Annotated in this window: 21 protein-coding genes and 1 pseudogene; 14 read left to right on the forward strand and 8 right to left on the reverse strand. The window is 34.6% G+C overall.

The genetic code is table 11. The annotated features are described in order from the left end of the window. Positions 1-15 precede the first annotated feature (15 nt). The 11 genes from EYY60_RS18580 (at position 16) to EYY60_RS18630 (ending at position 17,654) form a co-directional block, all read left to right on the forward strand. Positions 16-3,126, forward strand: a complete 3,111-nt coding sequence (locus EYY60_RS18580; RefSeq protein ID WP_132990777.1) for a SusC/RagA family TonB-linked outer membrane protein — start codon at positions 16-18, stop codon at positions 3,124-3,126. Between the two features lie 13 nt (positions 3,127-3,139). Then, positions 3,140-4,645 (forward strand): RagB/SusD family nutrient uptake outer membrane protein, encoded by a 1,506-nt coding sequence (locus EYY60_RS18585; protein ID WP_132990778.1) that lies wholly within the window; start codon positions 3,140-3,142, stop codon positions 4,643-4,645. A gap of 26 nt (positions 4,646-4,671) precedes the next feature. Continuing rightward, positions 4,672-5,529 (forward strand): hypothetical protein, encoded by an 858-nt coding sequence (locus EYY60_RS18590; protein WP_132990779.1) that lies wholly within the window; start codon positions 4,672-4,674, stop codon positions 5,527-5,529. 143 nt (positions 5,530-5,672) lie between these two features. After that, the gene (locus tag EYY60_RS18595) at positions 5,673-7,124 is read left to right on the forward strand and encodes a glycoside hydrolase family 30 protein (RefSeq protein ID WP_132990780.1); all 1,452 of its coding nucleotides are present in this window, start codon (positions 5,673-5,675) and stop codon (positions 7,122-7,124) included. A gap of 89 nt (positions 7,125-7,213) precedes the next feature. Next, positions 7,214-8,689, forward strand: a complete 1,476-nt coding sequence (locus EYY60_RS18600; protein ID WP_132990781.1) for a glycoside hydrolase family 30 protein — start codon at positions 7,214-7,216, stop codon at positions 8,687-8,689. 29 nt (positions 8,690-8,718) lie between these two features. After that, on the forward strand, positions 8,719-10,194 hold the full coding sequence (locus EYY60_RS18605) for a glycoside hydrolase family 30 protein (protein ID WP_132990782.1): 1,476 nt from the start codon (positions 8,719-8,721) through the stop codon (positions 10,192-10,194). Positions 10,195-10,225: 31 nt separating this feature from the next. Continuing rightward, positions 10,226-11,968 (forward strand): cellulase family glycosylhydrolase, encoded by a 1,743-nt coding sequence (locus EYY60_RS18610; protein ID WP_132990783.1) that lies wholly within the window; start codon positions 10,226-10,228, stop codon positions 11,966-11,968. A gap of 30 nt (positions 11,969-11,998) precedes the next feature. Next, complete coding sequence (locus tag EYY60_RS18615; protein WP_132990784.1) at positions 11,999-13,072, forward strand: glycoside hydrolase family 16 protein; 1,074 nt, start codon at positions 11,999-12,001, stop codon at positions 13,070-13,072. Positions 13,073-13,144: 72 nt separating this feature from the next. Next, positions 13,145-13,984, forward strand: coding sequence for an endonuclease/exonuclease/phosphatase family protein (locus tag EYY60_RS18620; protein ID WP_132990785.1), 840 nt, complete (start codon positions 13,145-13,147; stop codon positions 13,982-13,984). Positions 13,985-13,986: 2 nt separating this feature from the next. Then, positions 13,987-15,411 (forward strand): glycoside hydrolase family 30 protein, encoded by a 1,425-nt coding sequence (locus tag EYY60_RS18625; protein WP_132990786.1) that lies wholly within the window; start codon positions 13,987-13,989, stop codon positions 15,409-15,411. 14 nt (positions 15,412-15,425) lie between these two features. Then, positions 15,426-17,654 carry a glycoside hydrolase family 3 N-terminal domain-containing protein gene (locus tag EYY60_RS18630; RefSeq protein WP_132990787.1) on the forward strand — a complete coding sequence of 743 codons (2,229 nt, stop codon included), beginning with the start codon at positions 15,426-15,428 and terminating at the stop codon, positions 17,652-17,654. Positions 17,655-17,702: 48 nt separating this feature from the next. Here EYY60_RS18630 and EYY60_RS18635 read toward each other — a convergent pair whose 3' ends face one another. Beyond that, a complete protein-coding gene (locus tag EYY60_RS18635) occupies positions 17,703-17,960 on the reverse strand; it encodes a hypothetical protein (RefSeq protein WP_132990788.1) in 258 nt (85 codons plus the stop codon). Between the two features lie 266 nt (positions 17,961-18,226). Here EYY60_RS18635 and EYY60_RS18640 point away from each other — a divergent pair, with 266 nt between their 5' ends. Genes EYY60_RS18640 through EYY60_RS18650 form a run of 3 tightly spaced genes read left to right on the forward strand, consistent with a single transcriptional unit; the run spans position 18,227 to position 19,872 of the window. Further along, positions 18,227-18,991, forward strand: coding sequence for an NUDIX hydrolase (locus EYY60_RS18640; protein ID WP_132990789.1), 765 nt, complete (start codon positions 18,227-18,229; stop codon positions 18,989-18,991). Between the two features lie 30 nt (positions 18,992-19,021). After that, positions 19,022-19,543 carry a hypothetical protein gene (locus EYY60_RS18645; RefSeq protein ID WP_132990790.1) on the forward strand — a complete coding sequence of 174 codons (522 nt, stop codon included), beginning with the start codon at positions 19,022-19,024 and terminating at the stop codon, positions 19,541-19,543. An 8-nt stretch (positions 19,544-19,551) separates the two neighbouring features. Continuing rightward, the gene (locus EYY60_RS18650; RefSeq protein ID WP_132990791.1) at positions 19,552-19,872 is read left to right on the forward strand and encodes an MmcQ/YjbR family DNA-binding protein; all 321 of its coding nucleotides are present in this window, start codon (positions 19,552-19,554) and stop codon (positions 19,870-19,872) included. A 5-nt stretch (positions 19,873-19,877) separates the two neighbouring features. Here EYY60_RS18650 and EYY60_RS18655 read toward each other — a convergent pair whose 3' ends face one another. From EYY60_RS18655 to EYY60_RS18685, 7 genes and pseudogenes are all read right to left on the reverse strand, one after another. Beyond that, positions 19,878-20,486, reverse strand: a complete 609-nt coding sequence (locus EYY60_RS18655) for an alpha-ketoglutarate-dependent dioxygenase AlkB family protein (RefSeq protein ID WP_132990792.1) — start codon at positions 20,484-20,486, stop codon at positions 19,878-19,880. Further along, the gene (locus EYY60_RS18660) at positions 20,473-20,718 is read right to left on the reverse strand and encodes an Ada metal-binding domain-containing protein (RefSeq protein ID WP_132990793.1); all 246 of its coding nucleotides are present in this window, start codon (positions 20,716-20,718) and stop codon (positions 20,473-20,475) included. Before EYY60_RS18660 ends, EYY60_RS18655 begins: the two co-directional genes overlap by 14 nt. A gap of 84 nt (positions 20,719-20,802) precedes the next feature. Next, positions 20,803-21,516, reverse strand: coding sequence for a 2OG-Fe(II) oxygenase (locus EYY60_RS18665; protein ID WP_132990794.1), 714 nt, complete (start codon positions 21,514-21,516; stop codon positions 20,803-20,805). Positions 21,517-21,687: 171 nt separating this feature from the next. Then, complete coding sequence (locus EYY60_RS18670) at positions 21,688-22,536, reverse strand: bifunctional helix-turn-helix domain-containing protein/methylated-DNA--[protein]-cysteine S-methyltransferase (RefSeq protein WP_132990795.1); 849 nt, start codon at positions 22,534-22,536, stop codon at positions 21,688-21,690. Positions 22,537-22,753: 217 nt separating this feature from the next. Next, positions 22,754-23,509, reverse strand: coding sequence for a GNAT family N-acetyltransferase (locus EYY60_RS18675; RefSeq protein WP_208749488.1), 756 nt, complete (start codon positions 23,507-23,509; stop codon positions 22,754-22,756). Between the two features lie 25 nt (positions 23,510-23,534). Continuing rightward, positions 23,535-23,873 (reverse strand): annotated as a pseudogene (locus tag EYY60_RS18680) (DMT family transporter); the annotation flags it as partial. Positions 23,874-23,918: 45 nt separating this feature from the next. Then, positions 23,919-24,218: a hypothetical protein gene (locus EYY60_RS18685; protein ID WP_235832361.1), complete on the reverse strand. Its 300-nt coding sequence runs from the start codon at positions 24,216-24,218 to the stop codon at positions 23,919-23,921. Positions 24,219-24,269 lie beyond the last annotated feature (51 nt).

Consider the following 24,269-nt stretch of genomic DNA (forward strand, 5'->3'; position numbering starts at 1 on the left):
AAAATTTTTAGAAAAATGAAATTAACAAAATTACTTGTTTTTTGTATTTCATCTCTGTTATTCTCGGTTATAGCTGTGGCTCAGGATGTCACAGTAAACGGAATAATAAACGATGAAAATGGGATGCCAGTTCCTGGTGCAACTGTTGTATTAAAAGGTACAAAAAAGTCTACTGCATCAGACTTCGATGGGAAATTCCAAATTCAAGCGCCTTCAAATGGTGTTTTGACAGTTACTTTTATTGGATACAGCACAGTTAGTGAAGCTGTAAATGGAAGAACAAAAATTACATTTCAATTAAAACCAGAATCACAATCATTAAATGAGGTTGTGGTTGTTGGATACGGTACTCAAAAGAAATCAGTAGTTACTGGAGCTATTTCTAGTGTTAAGGCTGCCGATTTAGAGAAAGTTCCAAACGGTCGCGTTGAGCAGTCTTTACAAGGTAGGGTAGCAGGGGTTTCTGTTGCATCTACTTCTGGACAGCCTGGTTCAGCTTCGAAAGTACGTGTGAGAGGGGTTACTACGTTTAGTGAAGCAGGAAATGATCCTTTATGGGTTGTTGACGGTATTGCGTTAGATGCTGGTGCAATTGGTTTTATTAATCAAAGTGACATCGAGTCTATCGAGGTTCTTAAAGATGCTGCTTCGGCTGCTATTTATGGTACTCGTGCTGCAACTGGGGTTATCTTAGTTACTACTAAAAAAGGTAAATCAGGTAAAATCTCTGTAAACTATAATGGATTTGCAGGAGTATCTGCACCAGCTAAAGTATTAAACATGCTTAATGCTACTCAATACGGTGCAATTATGAATGAAAAATCTTTAGCAGATGGAGGGCCAATTAAATATGCTGATCCAACAGCTTTAGGAAAAGGAACTGATTGGCAAGATGCAATTTTCAATCATTCAGCTTTGAGATATACTCACGAATTAAGTTTTAGTGGTGGTGGTGAAAAATCTACTTTTTATGCTTCTTTCGGAATTCAAGATCAAGATGGTATTGTAGCGACAGAAATTTCAAACTATACTAAAAAGAATTTCCGTTTAAACTCAACACACAAAATTTCTGAGTATTTTACTTTTGGACAAACTTTTGGATATACACACCAAAAATCAAAAGGAATCGGAAATACAAATAGTGAGTTTGGAGGACCTTTAAGCTCTGCTATCAACTTAGATCCAATAACTCCATTAGTTGAAACAGATCCTACTAAAAATACTGTAGGTTTTTATGCAAATCCAAACGTTATTAGAGATGCAAACGGAAATCCTTATGGAATTTCTACTTTAGTACAACAAGAGATGAGCAACCCGTTAGCTTATACGCAAACAAGATTAGGTGGTTACAGCTGGTCTGATGATTTTGTTGGTAATGCTTATTTAGAGGCTAACATTACAAGCCACTTAAAATTAAGAACTACTCTTGGAGGTAAATTAGCTTACTGGGGAAGTGAAGGATTTACACCAGTTTTCTTCTTGAATCCTAATATTAAAGCGGATAGAAACAACTACAACCAAAATAATGAAAAATCATTTGCTTGGACTCTTGAGAACACTTTAGCTTATGCTAACAAATTTGGAGATCATAATGTTAGTGTTTTAGCTGGACAAGGTGCTTATGTAGAGAATATTGGTAGTGCAGTTAACACTACAATGTTTGGACTTCCAATTACTAGCTATAAAGATGCTTCTTGGAATTTCAATGTTCCTGCTACTGATAGATCAACATCTACAAGTGACAAAACTGAGCACAAATTGGCTTCATTGTTCTTACGTGCAAACTATGATTACATGGAGAAATATCTTTTCACAGGAATTGTTCGTCGTGATGGATCTACTCGTTTTGGTGAGAATAAAAAATGGGGTGTTTTCCCTTCATTCTCTTTAGGATGGGTTGTTTCAAAAGAAGGATTCTGGAAAGAAAACAATGTAGTAAATACTTTAAAAGTACGTGGAGGTTACGGAGTTGTTGGTAACGATAATATCGCTAATTTCAAATATAGAGCTCTAGTTGTTGGAGGATATAATTATGCAGTTGGAACTTCTGGAGATATTACAACTGGATATGGTAACTCAACTTTACCAAACCCTGATTTAGGATGGGAAGAAACATCTCAAACTACAGTAGGTATCGATGCAAAATTGTTTAATGACTTTACATTAACTGCTGATTACTACAAAAAATCTACTAAAGGAATTTTGAGAGATGTTGTTATTCCTGGATATGTTGGAGTAGTTACTGCGCCATCTGCAAACGTTGCAGATATGGATAACAGTGGTTTTGAGATTGAATTAGGTTACAAGAAAAGACTTGGTGAATTTAACTTAGGAGTTAACGGTAACGTTGCTTACTTGAAAAACGAAATCACTTATGTAGGTTCATCTACAAATTATATTGTTGGAGATGCTTCATTCCAATCTATGGGACCTGTTACAAGAACTCAAGTTGGTCACTCATTCAATGAGTTTTATGGTTACAAAACTGCAGGAATTTTCCAAAATGAAGCAGAAGTAGCAGCATATAAAAATGCAGCTGGAGGATTAATTCAGCCAAATGCTAAACCTGGAGATTTCCGTTGGGTAGATACAAATGGCGATGGTGCTATTTCTGATGATGACAAGCAATTTTTAGGAACAAACTTGCCTAAATATACTTTCGGTCTTACTTTAAATTTAGATTACAAAAACTTTGATTTCATGGCATTTGCTCAAGGAACTGCAGGAAGTAAAATTTTCCAAGGTTTAAGAAGGCTTGATATCTTGAATGCAAACTATCAAACAAAAGCTTTAGAGCGTTGGGTTGGTGAAGGTACTTCAGATGATTACCCAAGATTGAGTAATAACGATCCAAATAAAAACTTCACTAACATGTCTGATTTTTATTTAGAAAATGGTAATTACTTACGTTTAAAAATTGTTCAGCTTGGTTACACAATGCCAGTTAATTTATCATCTAAAATTGGAGCTGACAAAATCCGTTTTTACCTAACAGGAGAAAACTTAATCACATTTACAAAATATACTGGATATGATCCGGAAATTGGTGGTCAAGTTTATGGTGTAGATAAAGGAGTTTATCCACAAGCAAGATCTATTTTGTTTGGAGCAAACTTTCAATTTTAAAAATTAAAGAATTATGAAAAGTACAAAATTAAAATATATATATGTTGCATTGGCATTTGCCGCTTTAGGAGCTTGTTCTGAAGATTTTGTAACAATTGACCCACAAGGACAATTTGACACAAATACTTATTTTTCTAATGAATCTGAGTGTTATGCTGCCTTAATAGGGGTTTATGATCCGATGAGAAAAAATACAGGTGGTTTTGAGAACTTAGTTGCAATGTTAAACGCTGGGTCTGATGATTTCTACGCTGGTGGAGGAGGTCCAACAGATGGAACTGGAATTCAGAATTTCTCTACACACTCACTTTCATCTATTCTAATTCCAGGAAGTTTCTGGAGTGATCACTACCAAGGAGTTTCTAGAGCGAATCTTTTATTGAATAAGCTTCCAGAAGCTTCTATGGATAATAATAAAAGAGCAAGGTTTGCAGCAGAAGCAAAAACACTTCGCGCACTTTACTACTTCAACTTAGTAAGATTGTTCAAAAATATTCCTTTGATTTTAGAGCCATTGACTACTGGAACAATGTACAATCCAGAGCAAGTTAAACCAGAAGTGATTTATGCACAAATCGAAAAAGACTTGTTAGAAGCAATTCCTGTTTTGCCAAATACAGTTGTAGCATCAACTGAAGCTGGAAGATTTAATAAAGGAGCTGCACAAGCATTACTTGGTAAAGTATATTTATTTGAAGGCAAAAAAGCTGACGCAGCTACAGTTTTGGCTCAAGTAAATGGAACGCCTGGACAAGCAAATCAATACGGAAATAAATTGTTAACTAAATTCAGTGATTTATGGGTAGTTGCTAACAAATTCAATACAGAGTCTTTAATTGAAGTATCTCACTCTAGTGCGGGTAACTCAAACTGGGATTTCTGGGGTTCTGGAAGAGATGAAGGAAACTCATTAAACGTTATGGTTGGACCTAGAGGTTATTCTAAAAAAGGTTCAAATGCACCAGATCTTCCATCAGGATGGAGCTTCAGCGTACCAACTCAAAAATTGTATGATTTCATGAAAAACGACCCTCGTTTTGCTGCTACAATTCTTGACGTTAAAGCGCTTAAAGCTGCAGGAGAAGCTGATTATATCGGTGGATACCAAGATACAGGTTATTTCTTGAACAAATTCCTTCCAAGAACTGGCGATGTTCGTACAGGTGGAGGTGCTGCCGAGTTAAACTACAAACAAAATTCTTATGTTATCAGACTTGCTGATACATACTTAATGGAAGCAGAAGCATTAGGTTCTGGACCAAGAGCGCAAGCATTGCTTGATGCAGTTAGAGCTAGAGTTGGTCTTGCATCAGTTCCTGTAACATTAGATGCTATCAAAGCTGAAAGAAGAATGGAGTTAGCTGGTGAAGGACACAGATTCTTTGATTTAGTAAGATGGGGAGATGCTGCAGCAGCATTATCTGACAGAGGTTTCAATGCTGGAACTGACGAGATTTTCCCAATTCCATATACTGAGTTAAATGGAACTAAATTGAAACAAAATCCTAACTACCAATAGTAGAATTAACCAAAAAAACGATAAAAATGAACCTAAATATAAATATAAAAAGAAGTGTATTCCTAATGCTAGCTATAGCATTAGGTACACTATCAAGCTGTGATGACGAGGTTAATCCTAATACATTAATAGCTTCAAACGTTGATGCTTCATTTACTTTAACTCCAGTAGCGGGTGCAGTAAACACTTACCTTGCTGTTGCACAGCCTAAAGGTGTAATCTCATCAATGTGGGATACTGGAACTGGTGCTTCACCAGGAAAAATGACTCAAACTATTGTTCTTCCAGATGCTGGAACTTACACAATTACACATATTGCTATTGGAGCTGGAGGAGCGACAGGTACAGCAAATACTCAAGTTGTTGTTGCAACTTCAGACCCTGTAAAAGGTAACCTTGTAAAAGGTGGTTCGTTTGCAACTGCTGCAGATCAAGCTAACTGGAAAAAAGTGATTTATGGAGCTGGCGGAGACTGGACATATAGTTCTAAAGGAGCTACTGTAAGTGGTGGTCACGCAGGAATCTATCAAGCAATCGATGTTGTAAAAGACAAAGAATATACTATTGATATGGTTGTTTCTGGTGGAGCTTCAACTGACATGTGGTTTGAAGTTTATGCAGGAAAAACAGATCCAGCTACAGTTTCAGGAGATTATAGTGATGGAGGTGCTGTAATGGGATTAAACACTTGGAATGGATGTGGTAACAATACTGTATCTGGTAAATTATCAGGTGTTGGATGTGTAAAAAATGCTAGATTAGGTACAATTAGCAATGTCGTAAAATTTGATATTACAGGTAAAATTTATTTAATGATTAGATGCGGTGGAGGAATTGCTCCAGGTGGTATCACAATCAAAGGTGTAGAATTACGCGGAAAATAATAAAGATTAAGTTAAGTTTAAGTTTGGTTGTAAATAGCCCATAATCGTTATGAGTATGGGCTATTTTTTAAATCCTTCCTTAAGCTTGTCAGAAAATGAGTTTCTGAGAACTTGTAATTAGAAATAATATAATTAAGGAAAGAATGAAAAATAATAGTTTAAAAATTCTATGTTTTTTGTTTTCAGTGGCAGCTTTTGCCCAGCCTAAAGCAAAAAAGGAATTTACAACCAACGGAAAAAAAGTAACCGTATATACTACAGCTGAGAATTCTAATTTAAGATTAACCTCTACAGATAATTTAACATTTTCAGCATCAAAGCAACCTCTTGAAATAGAATCTTCTGTTTTTGTAGAGCCATCAAAAAAATTCCAGACTTTTATGGGAATTGGTGGAGCTATCACTGATGCGAGTGCTGAAATATTTGCTAAACTTTCAAAAGAAAAGCAAGAAGAATTTTTAAATGCTTACTACGATAAACAAAAAGGAATTGGCTATTCTTTGCTAAGAACAACAATTCAAAGCTCTGATTTTAGCAGTGGAAGCTATTCTTATATCAAAGAAGGTGATAAAGATTTGAAGACTTTTTCTATTGATCATGATAGACAATTTCGTATCCCGTTAATCAAACAAGCTATTGCAAAAGCTGGTGGAAAATTAACAACTTATGTTGCTCCATGGTCGCCAAATGCTTTCATGAAAGACAACAAAAATGTTTTAAAAGGAGGAACATTATTACCTGAATACTATCAAACTTGGGCTAATTTTTATGCAAAATTCATAAAAGCTTATGAGAAAGAAGGTATTCCAATTTGGGGGACTTCAACTCAAAATGAACCAATGGCGGTTCAAACTTGGGAATCTTGCATTTATACTGCCGAAGCTGAAAGAGATTTTATCAAAAATTTCCTTGGGCCAACTTTGAAAAAAGAAAAATTAGGTGATGTAAAAATCATTGCATGGGATCACAATCGTGATTTGATGAATTACAGAGCCAACGTAATTTATTCTGATCCAGAAGCTTCAAAATATGTTTGGGGAATGGGTTTTCACTGGTATGAAAACTGGTCTGGCGGCGCTTCAATGTTTGACAATGTTGGAAAAGTAAACGAAGCATATCCAAACAAAGGACTTTTGTTTACTGAAGGTTGTGTTGAAAAATTTGATGCAAAAAAATATCAGTTCTGGGCTAATGGCGAAAGATATGGTATTTCAATGATTAATGATTTCAACAACGGAACAGCTGGTTGGACAGATTGGAATATCCTATTAGATCAAAACGGCGGTCCAAATCATGTTGGCAATTTTTGTTTTGCTCCAATTCACGCTGATACTACAACAGGTGAGTTGATTTATACTCCATCTTACTATTACATCGGACATTTTTCGAAATTTATTCGCCTAAATGCAGTTCGAGTTAGCACTGCTGTAAGTAGAAGTGCATTATTAAGCACTTCATTTTTAAATACTGATGGAACAATGGCAACAATTGTCATGAACCAATCAGATAAAGAGATTACCTATAACTTGATTATAGCTTCTGAGAAGACTGTAGTTAAGATTCCTGCACACGCAATCCAAACGCTTGTATATTAATATTTTATTGGTAAATGACGAGGGTTGATTTGAATCATCCAAATCGACCCTCAATTTACTTTTGTAAGTTAAATTTTTTTGAAAGTACAATGAAAGCCAAAGCCATAAGCAGCATATTAATCGCCCCAATAGTAGTATTGCAATTTAGTTGTAATTCATCAAAAATTGCAGATGCTTCTGCGGTTTCTGGTTCCAAATCAAATCAAAAAGTAGAGGTTTATACTACGGCCGAAAATACCAATTTGAAATTAACACTATCAAATAACTTAATTTCAAACAACACATCACAACAAACAAATTCAACAGTATCTATTAATGTAGATGCTGCACAAACAGACCAGACTTTCCTTGGAATTGGAGGAGCAATTACAGACGCAAGTGCTGAAGTTTTCGCCAAATTATCTCCAAAAAAACAGCAGGAATTTCTAAACGCTTACTACGATAAAAATAAAGGGATTGGTTATTCATTAGCCAGAACCAACATACATAGTTGCGATTTTAGTAGCGACAGTTACACATATATTGCTGAAGGTGACAAAGAATTAAAGACCTTCAATATTGACCACGATCGAAAATACAGAATTCCACTTCTTAAAAAAGCAATCAAAACAGCCGGCGGGAAATTAACTTTATTTGTCAGTCCGTGGAGTCCCCCAGCTTTTATGAAAGACAATAATGATATTTTGCACGGCGGCGTTTTATTGCCAGAATTTGCACAATCATGGGCAAATTACTATGTGAAATTTATTAGAGAATATGAAAAAGAAGGTATCCCGATTTGGGGATTAACCATTCAAAATGAGCCAGCGGCAAAACAAAGATGGGAATCTTGCATATATACTCCAGAAGCTGAAAGAGATTTCTTGAAAAATTTCCTTGGACCAACTTTAGAAAAAGAAGGACTTGCTTCAAAAAATGTAATTATCTGGGATCATAATCGCGGCGAAATGTTAGAAAAAAGAGCAAATCTTGTTTTCTCTGATCCTGAAGTTTCAAAATTTGCTTGGGGAATTGGATTTCACTGGTATGAAACATGGAGTGGTGGCCCACCAAGATTTGAATCTGTTGGTGTTGTTCACAAAGCGTTTCCAAACAAAGGACTTTTATTTACAGAAGGCTGTATTGAAAAATTTGATGCTTCAAGATTTCAGTTTTGGGGAAATGCAGAACGTTATGGTCTAAATATGATCAACGATTTCAATAACGGAACAGTAGGCTGGACAGATTGGAATATTCTTTTGGACCAAAACGGAGGGCCAAATCATGTGGGTAATTTTTGCTTTGCACCAATCCATGCTGATACTGCAAAAGATGAATTGATCTACACGCCGATGTACTATTATATTGGACATTTTTCAAAATTCATTCATGCAAATGCTAAACGCATCATACAAACAATAAGTGATAAAACCCTTTTGAGTACGTCTTTTAAAAATACTGACGGAAAAATTACCACTATTGTTATGAACCAATCAGATAAAGAAGTTGTATATAATTTAACCAGCAACTCTTTAAAAACTACTATAACTATCCCAGCACACGCTATACAAACAATTGTTTATTAAGCGGCACTATTAACTAAAAAACTAAAAAAATGAACTTTAATTCTAAAACCACTATAAAAGCATTATTTCTTTCTTTAGCAATTTTTACGCAAGTAAAATGCTCGTCGTCAAATGATGCTACAGACCCAACACCTGTGACTCCACCAGTTGTGACACCACCAGTAACAGTAACAAATGATGTCGATTTTTGGTTGACAAAAGGAGACCAAAGTGTTCTTTTGGCAAAACAAAATACAACTTTAGGATTTAATACATCATACAATACATATCCTAATATTGTTGTGGATGACGCATTGAAATATCAAACGGTTGATGGTTTTGGTTACACACTAACAGGAGGAAGTGCCGAAATGATAAATCAATTAACGCCAGCTAAAAAGAGTGCACTTTTGCAAGAATTATTTGGCTCTAGCGAAACTTCAATAGGAATAAGCTATATCAGAATTAGTATTGGTGCTTCAGATTTACACGGATCTACTTTTACTTACGATGATCTAGCAACTGGCGAAACGGATATGGATTTGGGTAAATTCAGCTTAGAGAAAGACAGAGCAGGTGTAATTGCGCTTTTGAAAGATATTTTAGCAATCAATCCTAAAATTTTGATTTTAGCAACGCCTTGGACAGCACCACTTTGGATGAAAGATAAAAACAGTTTTGTTGGCGGAAAATTGCAGACTCAATACTATGATGTTTACGCAAAATATTTTGTAAAATACATTCAGCAAATGAAAGCTGAAGGAATTACTATTGATGCAGTAACGCCTCAAAATGAGCCATTGCATGATGGTAATAACCCAAGTATGTATATGTCTGCTTTAGAACAGACTAATTTTATAAAAACAAATTTAGGCCCTGCATTTAAGGCAGCTGGACTTAAAACAAAAATTATTGCTTATGATCATAACTGTGATCAGCCTGGTTATCCAAAAGCAGTTTTAGCAGATGCCGATGCATTTCCTTTTGTAGACGGTTCTGCATTCCACTTATATGCAGGAGATATCAGCGCACTTTCAAATGTTTACAATGCTTTCCCAACTAAAAATGTTTATTTCACAGAACAATGGACTTCGTCAACGGGAGATTTTGGAGGTGATTTAAAATGGCATCTTAAAAATGTAGTGATCGGTTCAATGCGAAATTACAGCAAGAATGCTTTAGAATGGAATTTAGCTAATAATGGTTCTTTTGAGCCTCACACATCTGGCGGATGCAGCCAATGTAAAGGAGCTTTGACTATAACATCAAGTGAGACTTTTCAGCGTAATGTTGCTTATTATATTATTGCTCATGCCTCAAAATTTGTTCCAGCGGGTTCAGTTAGAATTTCGAGCAATACTAGTGGAAATCTTCAAAATGTCGCTTTTATTACACCAACAGGTTCTAAAGTTTTAATTGTAGAAAATGATGGATCTGGAGTAGAAGTTTTCAACATCAAATACAATGACAAATGGGTGACTATTACATTGGAAGCTGGTGCAGTGGGAACATTTACTTGGAAATAAAAACAATTTTGAACAGAAAATAGTTTTCAGCATGAAAAAAATAATTATTGCGGCTCAACTTTTATTTGCTGTTGCTTCATTCGGGCAAGGTTTTTTGCATCGTGATGGACAAAATATAGTTGATGGAAACGGCAAAAATATAATTTTAAGAGGTTTAGGTCTTGGAGGCTGGATGGTTCAGGAAGGATACATGTTGCAGACACAGCCATTTGCAAGTCCACAATATCAAATCAAACAAAAAATTCAGGACGTTGTTGGCGAACAAGGAACAAAAGAATTTTATGCGGCTTATAAAGCAAACGGAATCACAAAACGTGATATCGATTCATTAGCCAAATGGGGTTTCAATTCCGTTCGTCTTCCAATGCATTACAATCTATATACACCATCAATTCAAGAAGAAAAAAATGGCGAAATTACTTGGATTGAAGAAGGTTTCGCAATCACCGATAATTTAGTCAAATGGTGTGCCGAGAATAAAATGTACCTAATTTTAGATTTGCACGCAGCGCCTGGCGGACAAGGAAATGATGCAGCTATTTCTGATTACGATACTACAAAACCATCACTTTGGAACAGCGAAGCCAATCAGAAAAAAATGATTGCTTTATGGAAAAAATTGGCTTCTCGTTACAGAGACAATCAATGGATTGGTGGATATGATATAATCAACGAACCAAACTGGAATTTTACCGGAACCAATAAAAATGGTTGTGATGAAAATTCAAACGGACCATTGAGAGATTTGATGGTTGCAGTAACAAAAGCCATTCGTGAGGTCGATCCAAATCATATGGTAATTATTGAAGGAAACTGTTGGGGAAATAATTACAACGGAATTTTTCCTTTATGGGATGAAAATATGGCGTTGAGTTTTCATAAATATTGGAACTACAACACGATTGGTTCAATTCAAAAAATGTTGGATTACAGAAAACAATATAATGTGCCAATTTGGTTAGGAGAAAGCGGCGAGAACTCAAATGTTTGGTTCAAAGACGTTTTGACTTTAGTGGAAGGCAGCAATATTGGTTGGGCTTTTTGGCCAATGAAGAAAATTGAAAATATCGCAGGTGTAACTTCGGTTACAAAAATTCCTGAATATGATGTTTTGTTGAAATATTGGAAAGATGGCGGACAAAAGCCAACTCCAGAATTTGCAAAGAAAACTTTAATGAAAATGGCCGACAATTACAAAATGGAAAATGTAACGGTTAAGCCAGATGTAATTGATGCAATGTTCAGACAAGTGCAAACAAATGACACAAAACCGTATAAAAAACATGTAATTCCTGGAAAAATTGCTGCAACTCAGTATGATTTGGGAACAAATGGATACGCTTATTCAGATAAAGATTTTATAAACTACAGAGTAGAAACTGGAAATTTTGACCAATGGAATAAAGGAAACACTATGAGAAATGATGGTGTAGATATTTTGCCATGCAAAGATTCTGGTTCAAACGGATATCAGGTTTCATTTATCGAAGATGGTGAATGGTTGCAATTTACTTCGGAAGTAAAAAAGCAAGGAACTTATAAAGTTGCGATTCGTTACTCAAGCGAGAAATCAGAAGGGAAACTTTATTTTGAAACTGCGAATGGAAAAAAATCAGAATCAATTGTGCTCCCTGCAACTGGAGGAAATGATAAATGGAAAACTATCGTTTTGTCTGGAATTCAATTAGAAGCGGGAACAAATAAAATCAAAGCGGTTTTTGAAAAAGGAGGCTTCAATTTGAATTATTTGGATTTTTCTGAAGGGAAAAAATAAGCTTCAAAAAACTAACTAAAACCAAAACCAATGAACCTAAATACTTTAATAAAGAAAACAAGCTTTTTAATAGCCTTGTTATTTGTCTTCCAATCCTGCAGCGGTGGCAGTGATTCTGGTGATGATACGCCTGTTGCAACAGGTCCATCAAATCTTTTAGTTCAAGTAGAAGTTGTTGGAAAAACAGCGGATAAACCTGATGGCGACGGAAGCGGAAAAATAAAACTTACTATTTCAGCAACTAATGCAACGTCTTATAAGGTTTTGATCGATAATCAATTAAAAGAAATTACGACCGGAGATTTTACATATGAATTTTCTGGTTCTGGAACTAAAAATTATCCAATAGTGGTTTCAGCTTACAACGGATTAAAGTTTATAAGCACAACAACTTCTGTCAATATTTTTGTCGCAAGAAAGTTGCTTTGGGCAGATGAATTTGATGTAAATGGTGCTCCAAATTCTTCAAAATGGGGATACAATACAGGAACTGGCGATGGCTGGGGAAATAATGAATTAGAATATTATACCACTCGTCCTGAAAATGTGATTGTTGAAAATGGAATTTTAAAAATAAAAGCGATCAAAGAAGACTATATGGGAAGCCATTATACTTCTGCAAGAATGCTTACAAAAGGGAAATTCTCATTTAAATATGGCCGTGCCGAAGTACGCGCGAAATTGCCAGTTGGCGGCGGAACTTGGCCAGCTTTCTGGATGTTGGGTGATAATATTGATACAGCGCCGTGGCCAGCTTGCGGTGAAGTTGATATTTTAGAATCGGTTGGAAATAACCCAAATGTTAATCATTCTTCTTTGCATTCACCTGGACGTTCTGGAAATACGCCTGATACAGCCATTACAACAGTTCCAAACTCGGCTACAGAATTTCATGTTTATGCCGCAGAGTGGAGTGCAGAAAGCATCAAATTTTATGTAGATGATAATTTGTTTTATACCTACGGAAACAGCAGTTCAACACCATTTAATGCTAACTTTTTCTTGATCTTGAATTTAGCGATGGGAGGAAATTTTGGTGGAAAGGTTGATCCAAATTTTACCAGCGCAACTTTCGAAGTGGATTACGTTAGGGTATATAATTAACATAATTTTTAAATGATTTATTTTTTGTAAAGCCTCGGAAAACCTAGCTTTACGAGATTAAATTTTTTAAACATGAAAACAGTAAATAAAATAGTTTTAGCAGTAATGCTTGTTTTGGCAAGTCAATCTTTTTTTGGTCAGAATCTGAAATTGATGACGTATAATATTCGTTTGGATGTTGCTTCAGATGGAGAAAATGCTTGGCCAAAGAGAAAGGAGTATTTTGCTTCTCAATTGCAATTTTACAGTCCAGATATTTTCGGGATTCAAGAAGGCTTACCAAATCAAGTAATTGATATTGCATCGGCTTTGCCAAATTATGCCAAGTTTGGAATTGGAAGAGAGGAAAATGGAACGGGAGAAGCTGCGACGATATTTTATAAAAAAGACCGTTTTCAGGTGCAGCAATCAAATACATTTTGGTTGTCTGAAACACCAAATCAAGTCTCTAAAGGCTGGGATGGGGCTTGCAATAGAGTTTGTACGTACGGACTTTTTAAAGACTTAAAAACCAAAAAGACGTTTTGGGTTTTTAATCTACATCTGGACCATATTGGTGAAGTTGCGAGAGTAAAAGGAGTAGAACTTGTTTTGTCGAAAATTGCGGAACTGAATACTAAAAAACTTCCTGTCTTTTTGATGGGAGATTTCAATTCAGAACCTGATACGAAACAAATCGTGGAAATAAAAAAGGTTATGGATGATACCAAAGATGTTTCAAAAGAAAAACCATTTGGTCCTTATGGAACTTTCAATGGATTCCAACATGACAAACCAGTCAACCTATTGATCGACTATATTTTTGTGTCGAAAAATAGCGGACTTAAAATTAAAAAACATGCAGTTTTAAGTGATTCGAAAGATTTAAAATATCCGTCAGATCATTTACCTGTTTTAATAGAAATAGATTGAATATGAAAAACATCAACAAAAAACTTCAAATTTTACTTTTACTGCCTTTGATTGCAGTTCAAATAAAATGCGGAACTTCAAAAAACACAGCAGCCAATTCTGGTAAAGCTGAATCTTGGATTACAACTACTGATGAAACATCAAAATTGAAAAAACAGCCAGATTTGGTTTTTAATTCTGATGTAAATTCGAATCAAACCATTACAGTTGACGCTTCGCAAAAATTCCAAACGATTGAAGGTTTCGGATTTTCTTTGACAGGAGGAAGTGCTCAAACCATTTTGAAATTGGATAAAGCGAAAAGAGAAGCATTGCTTCAAGAGCTTTTTTCAAGAAAAAATGATGCGATTGGAATTAGCTATTTAAGAATCAGTATTGGTGCTTCAGATTTGAATGAAGTAGTTTTTTCGTATGATGATATGCCAGAAGGGCAAACAGATTTAAAACTGGAGCATTTTAATCTTGGACCAGATTTGAAAGATGTAGTTCCGGTTTTAAAAGAGATTTTAGCCATAAATCCGAAAATTAAAATTATGGGCTCGCCTTGGTCGCCACCAGTTTGGATGAAAGACAATGGAAGCTCAAAAGGCGGTAGTTTACAGCCAAAATACTATCAAGTTTATGCTGAATATTTTGTGAAATATATTCAGGCAATGAAAGCACAAGGAATCGTAATTGATGCTATAACGCCTCAAAACGAGCCTTTGCATCCAGGAAATAATCCAAGTATGCTGATGCTCGCAGAACAGCAAGCAGATTTTATTGGAAACAATTTAGGTCCAGCTTTTAAAGCTGCCGGAATCAAAACTAAAATTATTGTTTATGATCACAATTGCAATAAGCCTGAATATCCTTTGACTATTTTGAAAAATGCAAAAGCGAATCCTTATGTTACAGGTTCAGCATTTCATTTGTATGAAGGCGATATCAGTGCTTTGACAACAGTTCATGACGCATTTCCAAACAAAGACTTGTATTTCACAGAGCAATACACAGGATCAAAAAGCAGTTTTGAAAATGATTTGAAATGGAGCGTAAAAAATGTTGTGATTGGTTCTATGCGTAACTGGAGCAAAAATGCACTTTCATGGGGATTGGCAAATGATGAATATTATAAGCCATTTACGCCAGGAGGTTGCTCAACTTGCAAAGGTGCTTTGATGATTGATCAAAATCAAAACATTAAGAGAGAAGTTGGATATTATATTATTGGTCATGCTTCAAAATTTGTTCCTGAAGGTTCAGTAAGAATTGGAAGCAATATCGCAGGGAACTTACATAATGCGGCTTTCAAAACTCCGTCAGGACAAATTATTCTAATTGTAGAAAATGATGGAACGGCAGCAGAAACATTCAATATCAAATACAATCAAAAACAAATTTCAACTACCTTAAATGCAGGTGCAGTAGCAACTTACGTTTGGTAATCAAAATTAAATTCATGAAAAAAATAACCACATTTGCCTTGTTGATGGCTGCGCTTTTTGCGACAGCGCAGCAACAGACAATAGATCAAAAAGTAAATGATTTATTGAAGAAAATGACTATTGAGGAAAAAATTGGTCAGCTTAATCAATACACAGGTGATAATCAAGCAACAGGACCAATTACTATAAACCCGAACAAACAATCTGAAATTAAACAAGGTTTAATTGGTTCGATGTTGAATATCATTGGAACAAAATATACCAGACAATATCAGGAATTAGCAATGCAATCTCGCCTTAAAATTCCATTGTTATTTGGTCAGGACGTTATTCACGGTTATAAAACAACATTCCCAATTCCGTTAGCCGAAGCAGCAAGCTGGGATTTGGCAGCAATCGAATTAGCAGCGAGAGTTGCGGCGACAGAAGCGGCAGCAAGCGGTATTCACTGGACATTTGCTCCAATGGTTGATATTGGTCGTGATCCAAGATGGGGAAGAGTTATGGAAGGCGCAGGAGAAGATACTTACTTAGGTTCTAAAATTGCTTATGCACGTGTAAAAGGTTTTCAAGGAAATAAATTAGGTGATTTGAACTCTGTTATGGCTTGCGTAAAACACTTTGCAGCTTATGGTGCTGGTGTTGGCGGAAGAGATTATAACTCAGTTGATATGAGCGAAAGAATGTTGTTGGAAACCTATTTGCCTCCATTTAAATCGGCTTTAGATGCTGGTGCGGCAACCTTTATGAATTCATTTAATGATTTAAACGGAATTCCAGCAACAGGAAATGCACATTTGCAACGCGATATTTTAAAAGGAAAATGGAATTTTCAAGGTTTCGTAGTTTCGGATTGGGGATCAATTGGAGAAATGGTAGCGCACGGTTACTCAAAAGATCTTAAAGAAGCGGCCTATTCTGCAATTACTGCAGGAAGCGACATGGATATGGAAAGTAATGCATACCGCAAGAATTTAGCAGAATTAGTAAAAGAAGGAAGAGTTTCTGTTGATTTGATCGATGATGCTGTAAAACGTATTTTGCGCAAGAAATTTGAATTAGGTTTATTTGACGATCCTTACAAATATTCGGATGATAAAAGAGCGGAAAAAGTTTTAGGAAATCCTGAAAACAGAAAAGCAGCGCTTGAAGTAGCACAGAAAAGTATTGTTTTATTAAAAAATGAAAATCAAACTTTACCACTTTCTAAAAACTTAAAAACTATTGCATTTATAGGCCCAATGGTAAAAGAATATAAAGCCAATATGGGATTTTGGTCAGTGGAACTTCCAGATGTAGATTACAACAAATGGGTTGTTTCGCAGTGGGACGGTTTGCAAAATAAAGTTGGGAAAAACACCAAATTGCTTTATGCAAAAGGTTGTGACGTTACTGGTGACAATAAAGACGGTTTTGCTGAAGCAATAGAAACTGCAAAACAAGCTGATGTTGTTATTTTGAGTATTGGAGAAAGACACGACATGAGTGGTGAAGCAAAAAGCCGAAGCGATCTTCATTTGCCAGGTGTTCAGGAAGATTTAGTAAAAGCGATTCAAGCTACAGGAAAACCGGTTGTGGTTTTAGTAAATGCAGGAAGACCATTGATTTTTAACTGGACCGCAGACAACGTTCCTGCAATTGTATATACTTGGTGGTTAGGAACTGAGGCTGGAAATGCAATCGCTAATGTTTTATTTGGAGATTATAATCCATCAGGGAAATTGCCTATGACGTTCCCTAGAGAAATCGGTCAAATTCCAATTTACTATAACCATTTCAGTACAGGAAGACCAGCTAAAAATGAAGATTCTAAAAACTATGTTTCGGCTTATATCGATTTGAAAAACTCACCAAAATTCCCATTCGGATATGGATTGAGTTATACAAAATTTGATTATTCAGGTTTGAAACTTTCTTCAACAAAAATAAAAAGCAATGAAACAATTAAAGTTTCTTTCCAATTATCAAATGTTGGAAAAGTTGCTGGAGAAGAAGTTGTTCAATTGTATTTGAAAGATAAATTTGGTTCAGTAGTAAGACCGGTTTTAGAATTAAGAGATTTTCAGAAAGTAAAATTAAATGCGGGAGAATCTAAAACAATTGAATTTACAATCGACAAAGAAAAACTTTCATTCTATAACAATAAATTAGAATGGGTTGCTGAACCTGGAGATTTCGAAGTAATGATTGGAGCTTCGTCAGCAGATATAAAACTTAGAGCAGACTTTGAATTAGTACAATAGTAGAAGTCAATTTTAAATTGGCGTTATGGATTTTATAAAAGTTTTGAGTTATTTCAAAACAGTATTTATAAAATCCATAGCGCCAATTCCTTTATAGGATGCGTATAAAGCTTTATCAAAAGCTTCACGTTTTGCTTTTTTGTCTTTAGCTTCAGTTTCAACAATCATTTGATTGAAAATTTTCTCCTGTTGTTGGCTGTATTTTATAGATTCCTCCAATAAATACGTTTTCGAAACAAATCCGAAAGAAGTCCAGATTTTTGCTCGTATTTTTTTGTTTATATCTTTTAATGGATTAGTGCTCATAATCTCTCACATTGATTTATTGAATCACACAAATGTAATAATATTCTTTCTTTTTGGCTTAAAATAATAACATATTTATTTAAATGTGTTATTATGACGCAATGTACTTATTTTTTTTATATTTGATTTTAATTTTAAGTTAAAATTGTGATAGTCACACTTATTTAACATAGTCCAATTTTTGACGATAATCAGCAGAAATTGTTTTTATATTGCAAAATTGAATTAAATTGCACGGCTATTCAATGAGGAAAAATTAGATTTTGATGACAAAAAAGTTAAAAGACATAATAGAAAATAATGAAAATTATCAGCCTGGACTGTCGATCGACTGTGTCATTTTTGGCTTTCATGATAACCAGCTTAAGGTTTTATTGATCAAAGTTGATAGAAATCCAAAATGGTCTTTGCCTGGTGGATTTATTCCAATTGATCAAGATATTGATACTGCAGCGGTCACCGTTTTGAACGACAGAACAGGTGTTGATGGAATTTTTTTAAGACAGTTTGCTACTTTTGGAAAAGTAAAACGAAACGATCAGCACTTTGATAAAAAAATATTAGAGTATTTAGAAATTGAAGAAGCAAAAGGAAAATGGCTTTTGCGTCGTTTTGTTACAATTGGCTATTATGCATTGGTCGATTTTTTAAAAACGATTCCCAAACCTTCGAGCGATCGTGAAATTGTGGAATGGATAGATCATAAAGAAGTTCCGGAACTTATTTTAGATCATAAAGAAATTCTGGATAAAGCATTAGACACGCTTAGAATGGAATTGAATTTAATGCCAATAGGTTACAATTTATTGCCAGAGAAATTTACAATGCCTGAACTTCAAAAATTGTATGAAACGATTTTGGATAAGAAATTGGACCGCAGAAATTTTCTACGAAAAATAACTAACATAGGAATCGTAAAAAAACTTGACGAAAAGAAAAGCAATGTCGCTCACAAAGCCCCAAACTTATATTCTTTCGATAAGGAAAAATATGATGAAGTCTTGAAAAATGGGTTGAATCAGGGTTGGTAAGTAGTATTTAGATTAATTGAAATTATAAAAGTGGGTTTAATTTTAATCATTTGGCCTTTTGTTATTCTAGCTATAATTGGCTTGCTAATTGACAGCAAAAAATCAATAAGCAAAACAACAAAGTTTGTTTCTTTTCTTATTATTTCAGTAGTAATTTTTTTAGTTGCAAGAAGAATAAATAAGAAAACTGAAGTTGACAAAAATGATGTTTATGGTGAATATGTAATTGATACAACTCATTTTTATGGCAAACAGGCTAAATGGCAATACAATCATTTTAGATTTGAAATTAAAAGAAATAATAAGGTCGTCTTTCAATTGACAGAGCAGAATAAAATAGTTAAAAGCTATGCAGGAAGTGTCGAATTTTTAGAAGGATATATTCGACCAAGAATTATATTTCATTTCAAAGATCCTGTTCACCACATTGTTAAGGAAAATCCAACACTTTACAGAGATATGTGGTCTTTTTATTATGTATTCAATTCATCAAAATTTGGAAATGTATTTTTTAAAAAAGGAAAATGGGAACCAATTGTTGAATCAAATTAGTTTAAGTTATGGTATCAATAGAAGCATTCAGGAAATTAGCCTTGTCATTCGAAAATGCTACTGAAGAACCGCACTTTGAGAAAACGTCTTTTCGTATTAACAAAAAGATATTCGCCACTTTTGATGAAAAAAATAATCATGCCGTTTTGAAATTAAACGAAATCGATCAATCTGTTTTTTGTGCTTCAAGCGAAATGATTTTTTATCCAATTCCGAACAAATGGGGAAAACAAGGCTGGACAATTGTTGAACTTTCAAAAGTAAGACCAGAAATGTTTGAAGATGCTTTAAGGCGTTCGTATGAAAATGTTGCAACCAAAAAGAAGTAATATTTCTATCTCACAATAGTTCTAAAAGTCAAATTTACTCGAGGTTTTTGTGTACTTTTTGTTGGAGGAAGTCGATGCAACCAATGCGTTTGCGTTTCATCTTTCATAACTAATAAACTTCCGTGTTCCAGAATTAAAGAAACGGTTTCTTTAGATTCTTTATGTTTAAAAGCAAATTTGCGTTCAGCGCCAAAACTTAATGATCCAATCGCGCCATTTTTTTTCAAATCTTTTTCGGCATCACTGTGCCACGCCATTCCTTCTTCTCCAGAATGATACAAATTTAGCAGACAAGAATTGAAAGTTTCTCCTGTTTTTTCTTCAATGATTTTTTTTAATTTTAAAAGTTCAGGAGTCCAAGGCAAAGCTTTTTTGGTTGTATTGGAATACGTATATTCAAATTCCTGATCGCCGTACCAAGCCACTTTTCGTTTGGTTAAAATTAATTTTCCAAAGATGATGGCTTCATCATTTTTCCACTCGATGGAATTTAATAAAATATCACGGTAAAAATCGGCTTCAGTTCTGGAAAACAATTTTCCGTAATAATTTACAATTCCGTTTTTTGGAAGTAAATTGGTGTTTTCGTCAGTTTCAGGATTAAATAAGTCCATTTTTCCATTTTTGATATTCGGTTTTCATGCAATGTCCACAAGGTCTGAAGCCATTTTTTCTGGCTTCATTTTCAGATAAAAAGAAAACCCGATTTTCACGTTTCATTCTTTTTCCCGAAGAACATTTTAGTGTTCCGTAGATTTTTAATTTTTGGTTTCCACCGAAACAAATTTCCGCATTTTTAACTTTAATACGAAGATCTGAATCGGATATTTCAATGTGCTTTATCATTCATTTTTAAGTTACAAAGGTTCATAGGTTCAAAGAGGCAAAGGTTTGTTGCTTTGTAACTCTGCAACTTTGAACCTTTGTGCCTTAATTTAATGCATCATGAAAAATAATTCCCAGCGTGTATCTTTCACCCGAATGTATTTCGCTCACACCATGTTTCATGTTCACCCGATAATAACCTTTTGTTCCTTTTACAGGTCTGAAATTGGTTGTAAAAATCAGAATATCTCCTTTTTTAGGTTTCAAAACAATCGCTTTCGACTGCGCTCTTGGCGTTTGCTGTGTGAGAACAAATTCGCCTCCGGTAAAATCTTCATCAGGTTCAGAAAGGAAAAGTACAATTTGAATGGGGAAATAAACATCACCATACAAATCCTGATGTAAAGTATTGAAACCGCTTTTCCCGTATTTCAGAATTAAAACCGTTGCTTTGAATTGATTATTGTCGTGACATTGTTTTAATAATTCTTCGTGTTTTTCAGGAAAAACAGTGTTGATATTCAAAGCTTTCATCCATGCATTTGCAATTGGTGCTAACTTCGGATAAATTGTAGAACGTATGTTTTGGATTAAATCCGGCAATGGATAATTGAAATATTTATATTCGCCTAAACCAAATCTGTAGCGTTCCATGACAACTGTTTTTCGATATAAATTTGGATTATCATAATCGAATTTTAAATCTTCGCATTGTTCGTTATTTAGGATATTTGGAATTATGGCAAAGCCATTTTCGTACATAGATTCAGTGATGCTTTCCCAATTTTGAGAAGCAATTTTGGATTGTATATTTTGCATAAATGATTTTTAGAGGTAATTTAAATGTGTATTGACGAATCATTTGTATTTGTTTCATCGTAGAGGCGCACAGCAGTGCGTCTATGCAAAGATTGTCTACGAAGATTCTGTGCGGAAATACGTGATGTTAGACGCACTGCCGTGCGTCTCTACGGATATACTTTGTGTGAATTAGAATTCCGAATTTACCTGCACGCCTTCCCAGCCAATAATGGCAGTTTTTCGGGTATTTCCCCACATGTAGCCACCAAAAATCCCAGAAGACTGAATAACGCGGTGACACGGAATTAAAAACGCAACAGGATTACTTCCAATTGCTGTTCCAACCGCACGAGAAGCATTTGGTTTTTGAATTTGATGTGCAATAGAACCATAAGTAGAAAGCTGTCCCATTGGGATTTTTAGCAAAGCTTCCCAAACTTTCAATTGAAAATCGGTTCCTTTTAAATGCAATTTAATTTCAGATAATTTGCTCCAGTCGTTTTGAAAAATGAATAAGGCATTTTGTTGAGATAAATCCAGTTTTTTCGAAAATTGGGCATTCGGGAATTTATCTTTCAACACAATAAATCCGGTTATTTCATCTTCGGCGAAAGCCATAAAACAAACGCCTTTTTGAGTAGACGCAACGATAATATTCCCAAATGGACTTTCGGCAAAACTGTAATTTATTTCAAGATTTTTTCCTCCAGTTTTATATTCGGCAGGTGTCATTCCTTCGATATTCACAAATAAATCATGAAGTCGGCTTGTGCCTGATAACCCTGTTTCAAAAGCAGTTTCAGAAACGGTCGCCTGATTTTCTTTGAGTAATTTTTTGGCGTGCTCGATGCTTGTATATTGTAAAAACTTCTTCGGACTTGTTCCTGCCCATTCACTAAAGAGCCTCTGAAAGTGAAACGGACTTAAATGTACTTTCTCCGCAACCTCATCAAGATTGGGCTGATCTTTAAAATTAGCTTTGATATAATCGATAGCTTCAGCGATACGATTATAATTAATGGTTTCTTGTGTGTTCATTTTAATTCCATTTTATAAGGCAAAGATCGAGTGGTTTTGGCAGGTATAAAATCCGAAACTTGCTGAGTTTTTTTCTAACCGCAAAGAGCGCTAAGATTTACGCAAAGTTCGCAAAGTTTTCGTTTTTTTGTCATTTCGACGAAGGAGAAATCTTCGCAAGTAACTCTACAAAGATTGGTATAAAATTGCAATTAATTTTTATGAAACTCTAAAATCATTATAGTTCCTTCTCCATTTTATAATTAATGATTTCAACGCCTTTTATGAGGTTTTTTTGTTCTGCTTTTACGATAAATCCTTTCTTTTCGAAAAAGGGTTTTGCTGTTATGCTTACGTCTGAAGTTATAGTTTTTGAAAGATCGTTTTTGGCTTCAAGTTCTAATTTGGTAAAGATTTTGTTTGCTATTCCTTGCCGTTGGAAGTCTTTGTGAATGAAGAAGAAATCAATGTAATTACCTTCTTTCAGAGTTCCGTAACCAACAATTTTATTCTCTAATATTGCGAGCAAAACAAATTGTTTTTCAATGACATCAATCCAGCGTTGAGTGTTTTCTGCGCCAGAGACCCATACTTTAATCTGATCAGAATTGTAATCTTTTTTGCAGACTGATTGGATTGTCTGGATAAACAATTGCTTCATTTCTGGAAGATCTGAAATTGTTGCTTTTCTAAGATTTGCAGTTTTAATTATATCACTTTCATGTTGAATTCCATTTTGATCAATTCTACAAATCCATTTCGCAATTTCGAACATTCCAGAATTATTTTTCTCAATTATTCCACTTGCAATTAAGTTGTCTTTGTAGCCTTTGTCATTTTCATCATCCATATAGATATCAATCTTTTTTCCTTCAATCATTTCTATATTTTCTCCTATTGAGTTTAATTTGAAGTCATGTTTTGATAATAACACTACATTGAAATCGATCATTTCATTAAAGTCAACATAAATTCTAGGTTTTTCTTTATTCATAATGAAGTTTAATCGTTTTTAAATACTAATGGGCTGTAGTCTTAGAAAAAACATTAATTACAATAACGCCTATTATAATTAAAGCCAATCCAATAATGGCTGGTAAATCTGGTATTTCTTTGAAAAAAATAGCGCCAATTGCTGTAATTAAAACAATTCCGACTCCCGACCAAATAGCATAAGCAAATCCCACAGGAATAGTTCTGATGGCAAAACTTAAACAATAAAACGCACCACAGTAACCAATTACAGTAATAATGCTCGGAATTAATTTAGTGAATTCTGAAGATTTTTTTAATGCCGAAGTTGCAATGATTTCGAAAATTATGGCAATGAATAAAAATAAGAAGTTCTTCATGATTGTCGTTTTTACAAAGTTAAGCTTTGTTTAAAACGAAAAAGAATTTATTTATCGAAGATGAATTTCTGTTTCATTATTTTTTACCTCATCAAAACAATCAATGCATAACATTTGAAAATCAGCTTTAGTTTTAAAAACTTCGGTCCATTCTTCACCATTATCAAGAAGCCATTGTTCACATTCTCCACACCAAGCAATCTGCGGAAGATCTTCTTCTGCCTCTGAATAATAAAAACCTATTTTTTCTTTAGAATCTATTGCCAATGCAATATGAATACAGCCAAAAGTCATTTCTTTTACGCCATGTGTTTCACATAAAACTTTCTCAATCATAATTTTTTTACCCATTATTTTTTTATGGATTCCTGAGCTTCAAACTTACACTTTTAGGATTAATTC

It is taken from the genome of Flavobacterium zhairuonense (assembly GCF_004352915.1).
Lineage (GTDB): Bacteria > Bacteroidota > Bacteroidia > Flavobacteriales > Flavobacteriaceae > Flavobacterium > Flavobacterium zhairuonense.

Excerpts from the sequence above, each read along its gene's own strand:
- EYY60_RS18580 (WP_132990777.1), top strand. The coding sequence starts at position 16 with ATGAAATTAACAAAATTACTTGTTTTTTGTATTTCATCTCTGTTATTC.
- EYY60_RS18585 (WP_132990778.1), top strand. The coding sequence starts at position 3,140 with ATGAAAAGTACAAAATTAAAATATATATATGTTGCATTGGCATTTGCC.
- EYY60_RS18590 (WP_132990779.1), top strand. The coding sequence starts at position 4,672 with ATGAACCTAAATATAAATATAAAAAGAAGTGTATTCCTAATGCTAGCT.
- EYY60_RS18595 (WP_132990780.1), top strand. The coding sequence starts at position 5,673 with ATGAAAAATAATAGTTTAAAAATTCTATGTTTTTTGTTTTCAGTGGCA.
- EYY60_RS18600 (WP_132990781.1), top strand. The coding sequence starts at position 7,214 with ATGAAAGCCAAAGCCATAAGCAGCATATTAATCGCCCCAATAGTAGTA.
- EYY60_RS18605 (WP_132990782.1), top strand. The coding sequence starts at position 8,719 with ATGAACTTTAATTCTAAAACCACTATAAAAGCATTATTTCTTTCTTTA.
- EYY60_RS18610 (WP_132990783.1), top strand. The coding sequence starts at position 10,226 with ATGAAAAAAATAATTATTGCGGCTCAACTTTTATTTGCTGTTGCTTCA.
- EYY60_RS18615 (WP_132990784.1), top strand. The coding sequence starts at position 11,999 with ATGAACCTAAATACTTTAATAAAGAAAACAAGCTTTTTAATAGCCTTG.
- EYY60_RS18620 (WP_132990785.1), top strand. The coding sequence starts at position 13,145 with ATGAAAACAGTAAATAAAATAGTTTTAGCAGTAATGCTTGTTTTGGCA.
- EYY60_RS18625 (WP_132990786.1), top strand. The coding sequence starts at position 13,987 with ATGAAAAACATCAACAAAAAACTTCAAATTTTACTTTTACTGCCTTTG.
- EYY60_RS18630 (WP_132990787.1), top strand. The coding sequence starts at position 15,426 with ATGAAAAAAATAACCACATTTGCCTTGTTGATGGCTGCGCTTTTTGCG.
- EYY60_RS18635 (WP_132990788.1), bottom strand. The coding sequence starts at position 17,960 with ATGAGCACTAATCCATTAAAAGATATAAACAAAAAAATACGAGCAAAA.
- EYY60_RS18640 (WP_132990789.1), top strand. The coding sequence starts at position 18,227 with ATGACAAAAAAGTTAAAAGACATAATAGAAAATAATGAAAATTATCAG.
- EYY60_RS18650 (WP_132990791.1), top strand. The coding sequence starts at position 19,552 with ATGGTATCAATAGAAGCATTCAGGAAATTAGCCTTGTCATTCGAAAAT.
- EYY60_RS18655 (WP_132990792.1), bottom strand. The coding sequence starts at position 20,486 with ATGGACTTATTTAATCCTGAAACTGACGAAAACACCAATTTACTTCCA.
- EYY60_RS18660 (WP_132990793.1), bottom strand. The coding sequence starts at position 20,718 with ATGATAAAGCACATTGAAATATCCGATTCAGATCTTCGTATTAAAGTT.
- EYY60_RS18665 (WP_132990794.1), bottom strand. The coding sequence starts at position 21,516 with ATGCAAAATATACAATCCAAAATTGCTTCTCAAAATTGGGAAAGCATC.
- EYY60_RS18670 (WP_132990795.1), bottom strand. The coding sequence starts at position 22,536 with ATGAACACACAAGAAACCATTAATTATAATCGTATCGCTGAAGCTATC.
- EYY60_RS18675 (WP_208749488.1), bottom strand. The coding sequence starts at position 23,509 with ATGAATAAAGAAAAACCTAGAATTTATGTTGACTTTAATGAAATGATC.
- EYY60_RS18685 (WP_235832361.1), bottom strand. The coding sequence starts at position 24,218 with ATGGGTAAAAAAATTATGATTGAGAAAGTTTTATGTGAAACACATGGC.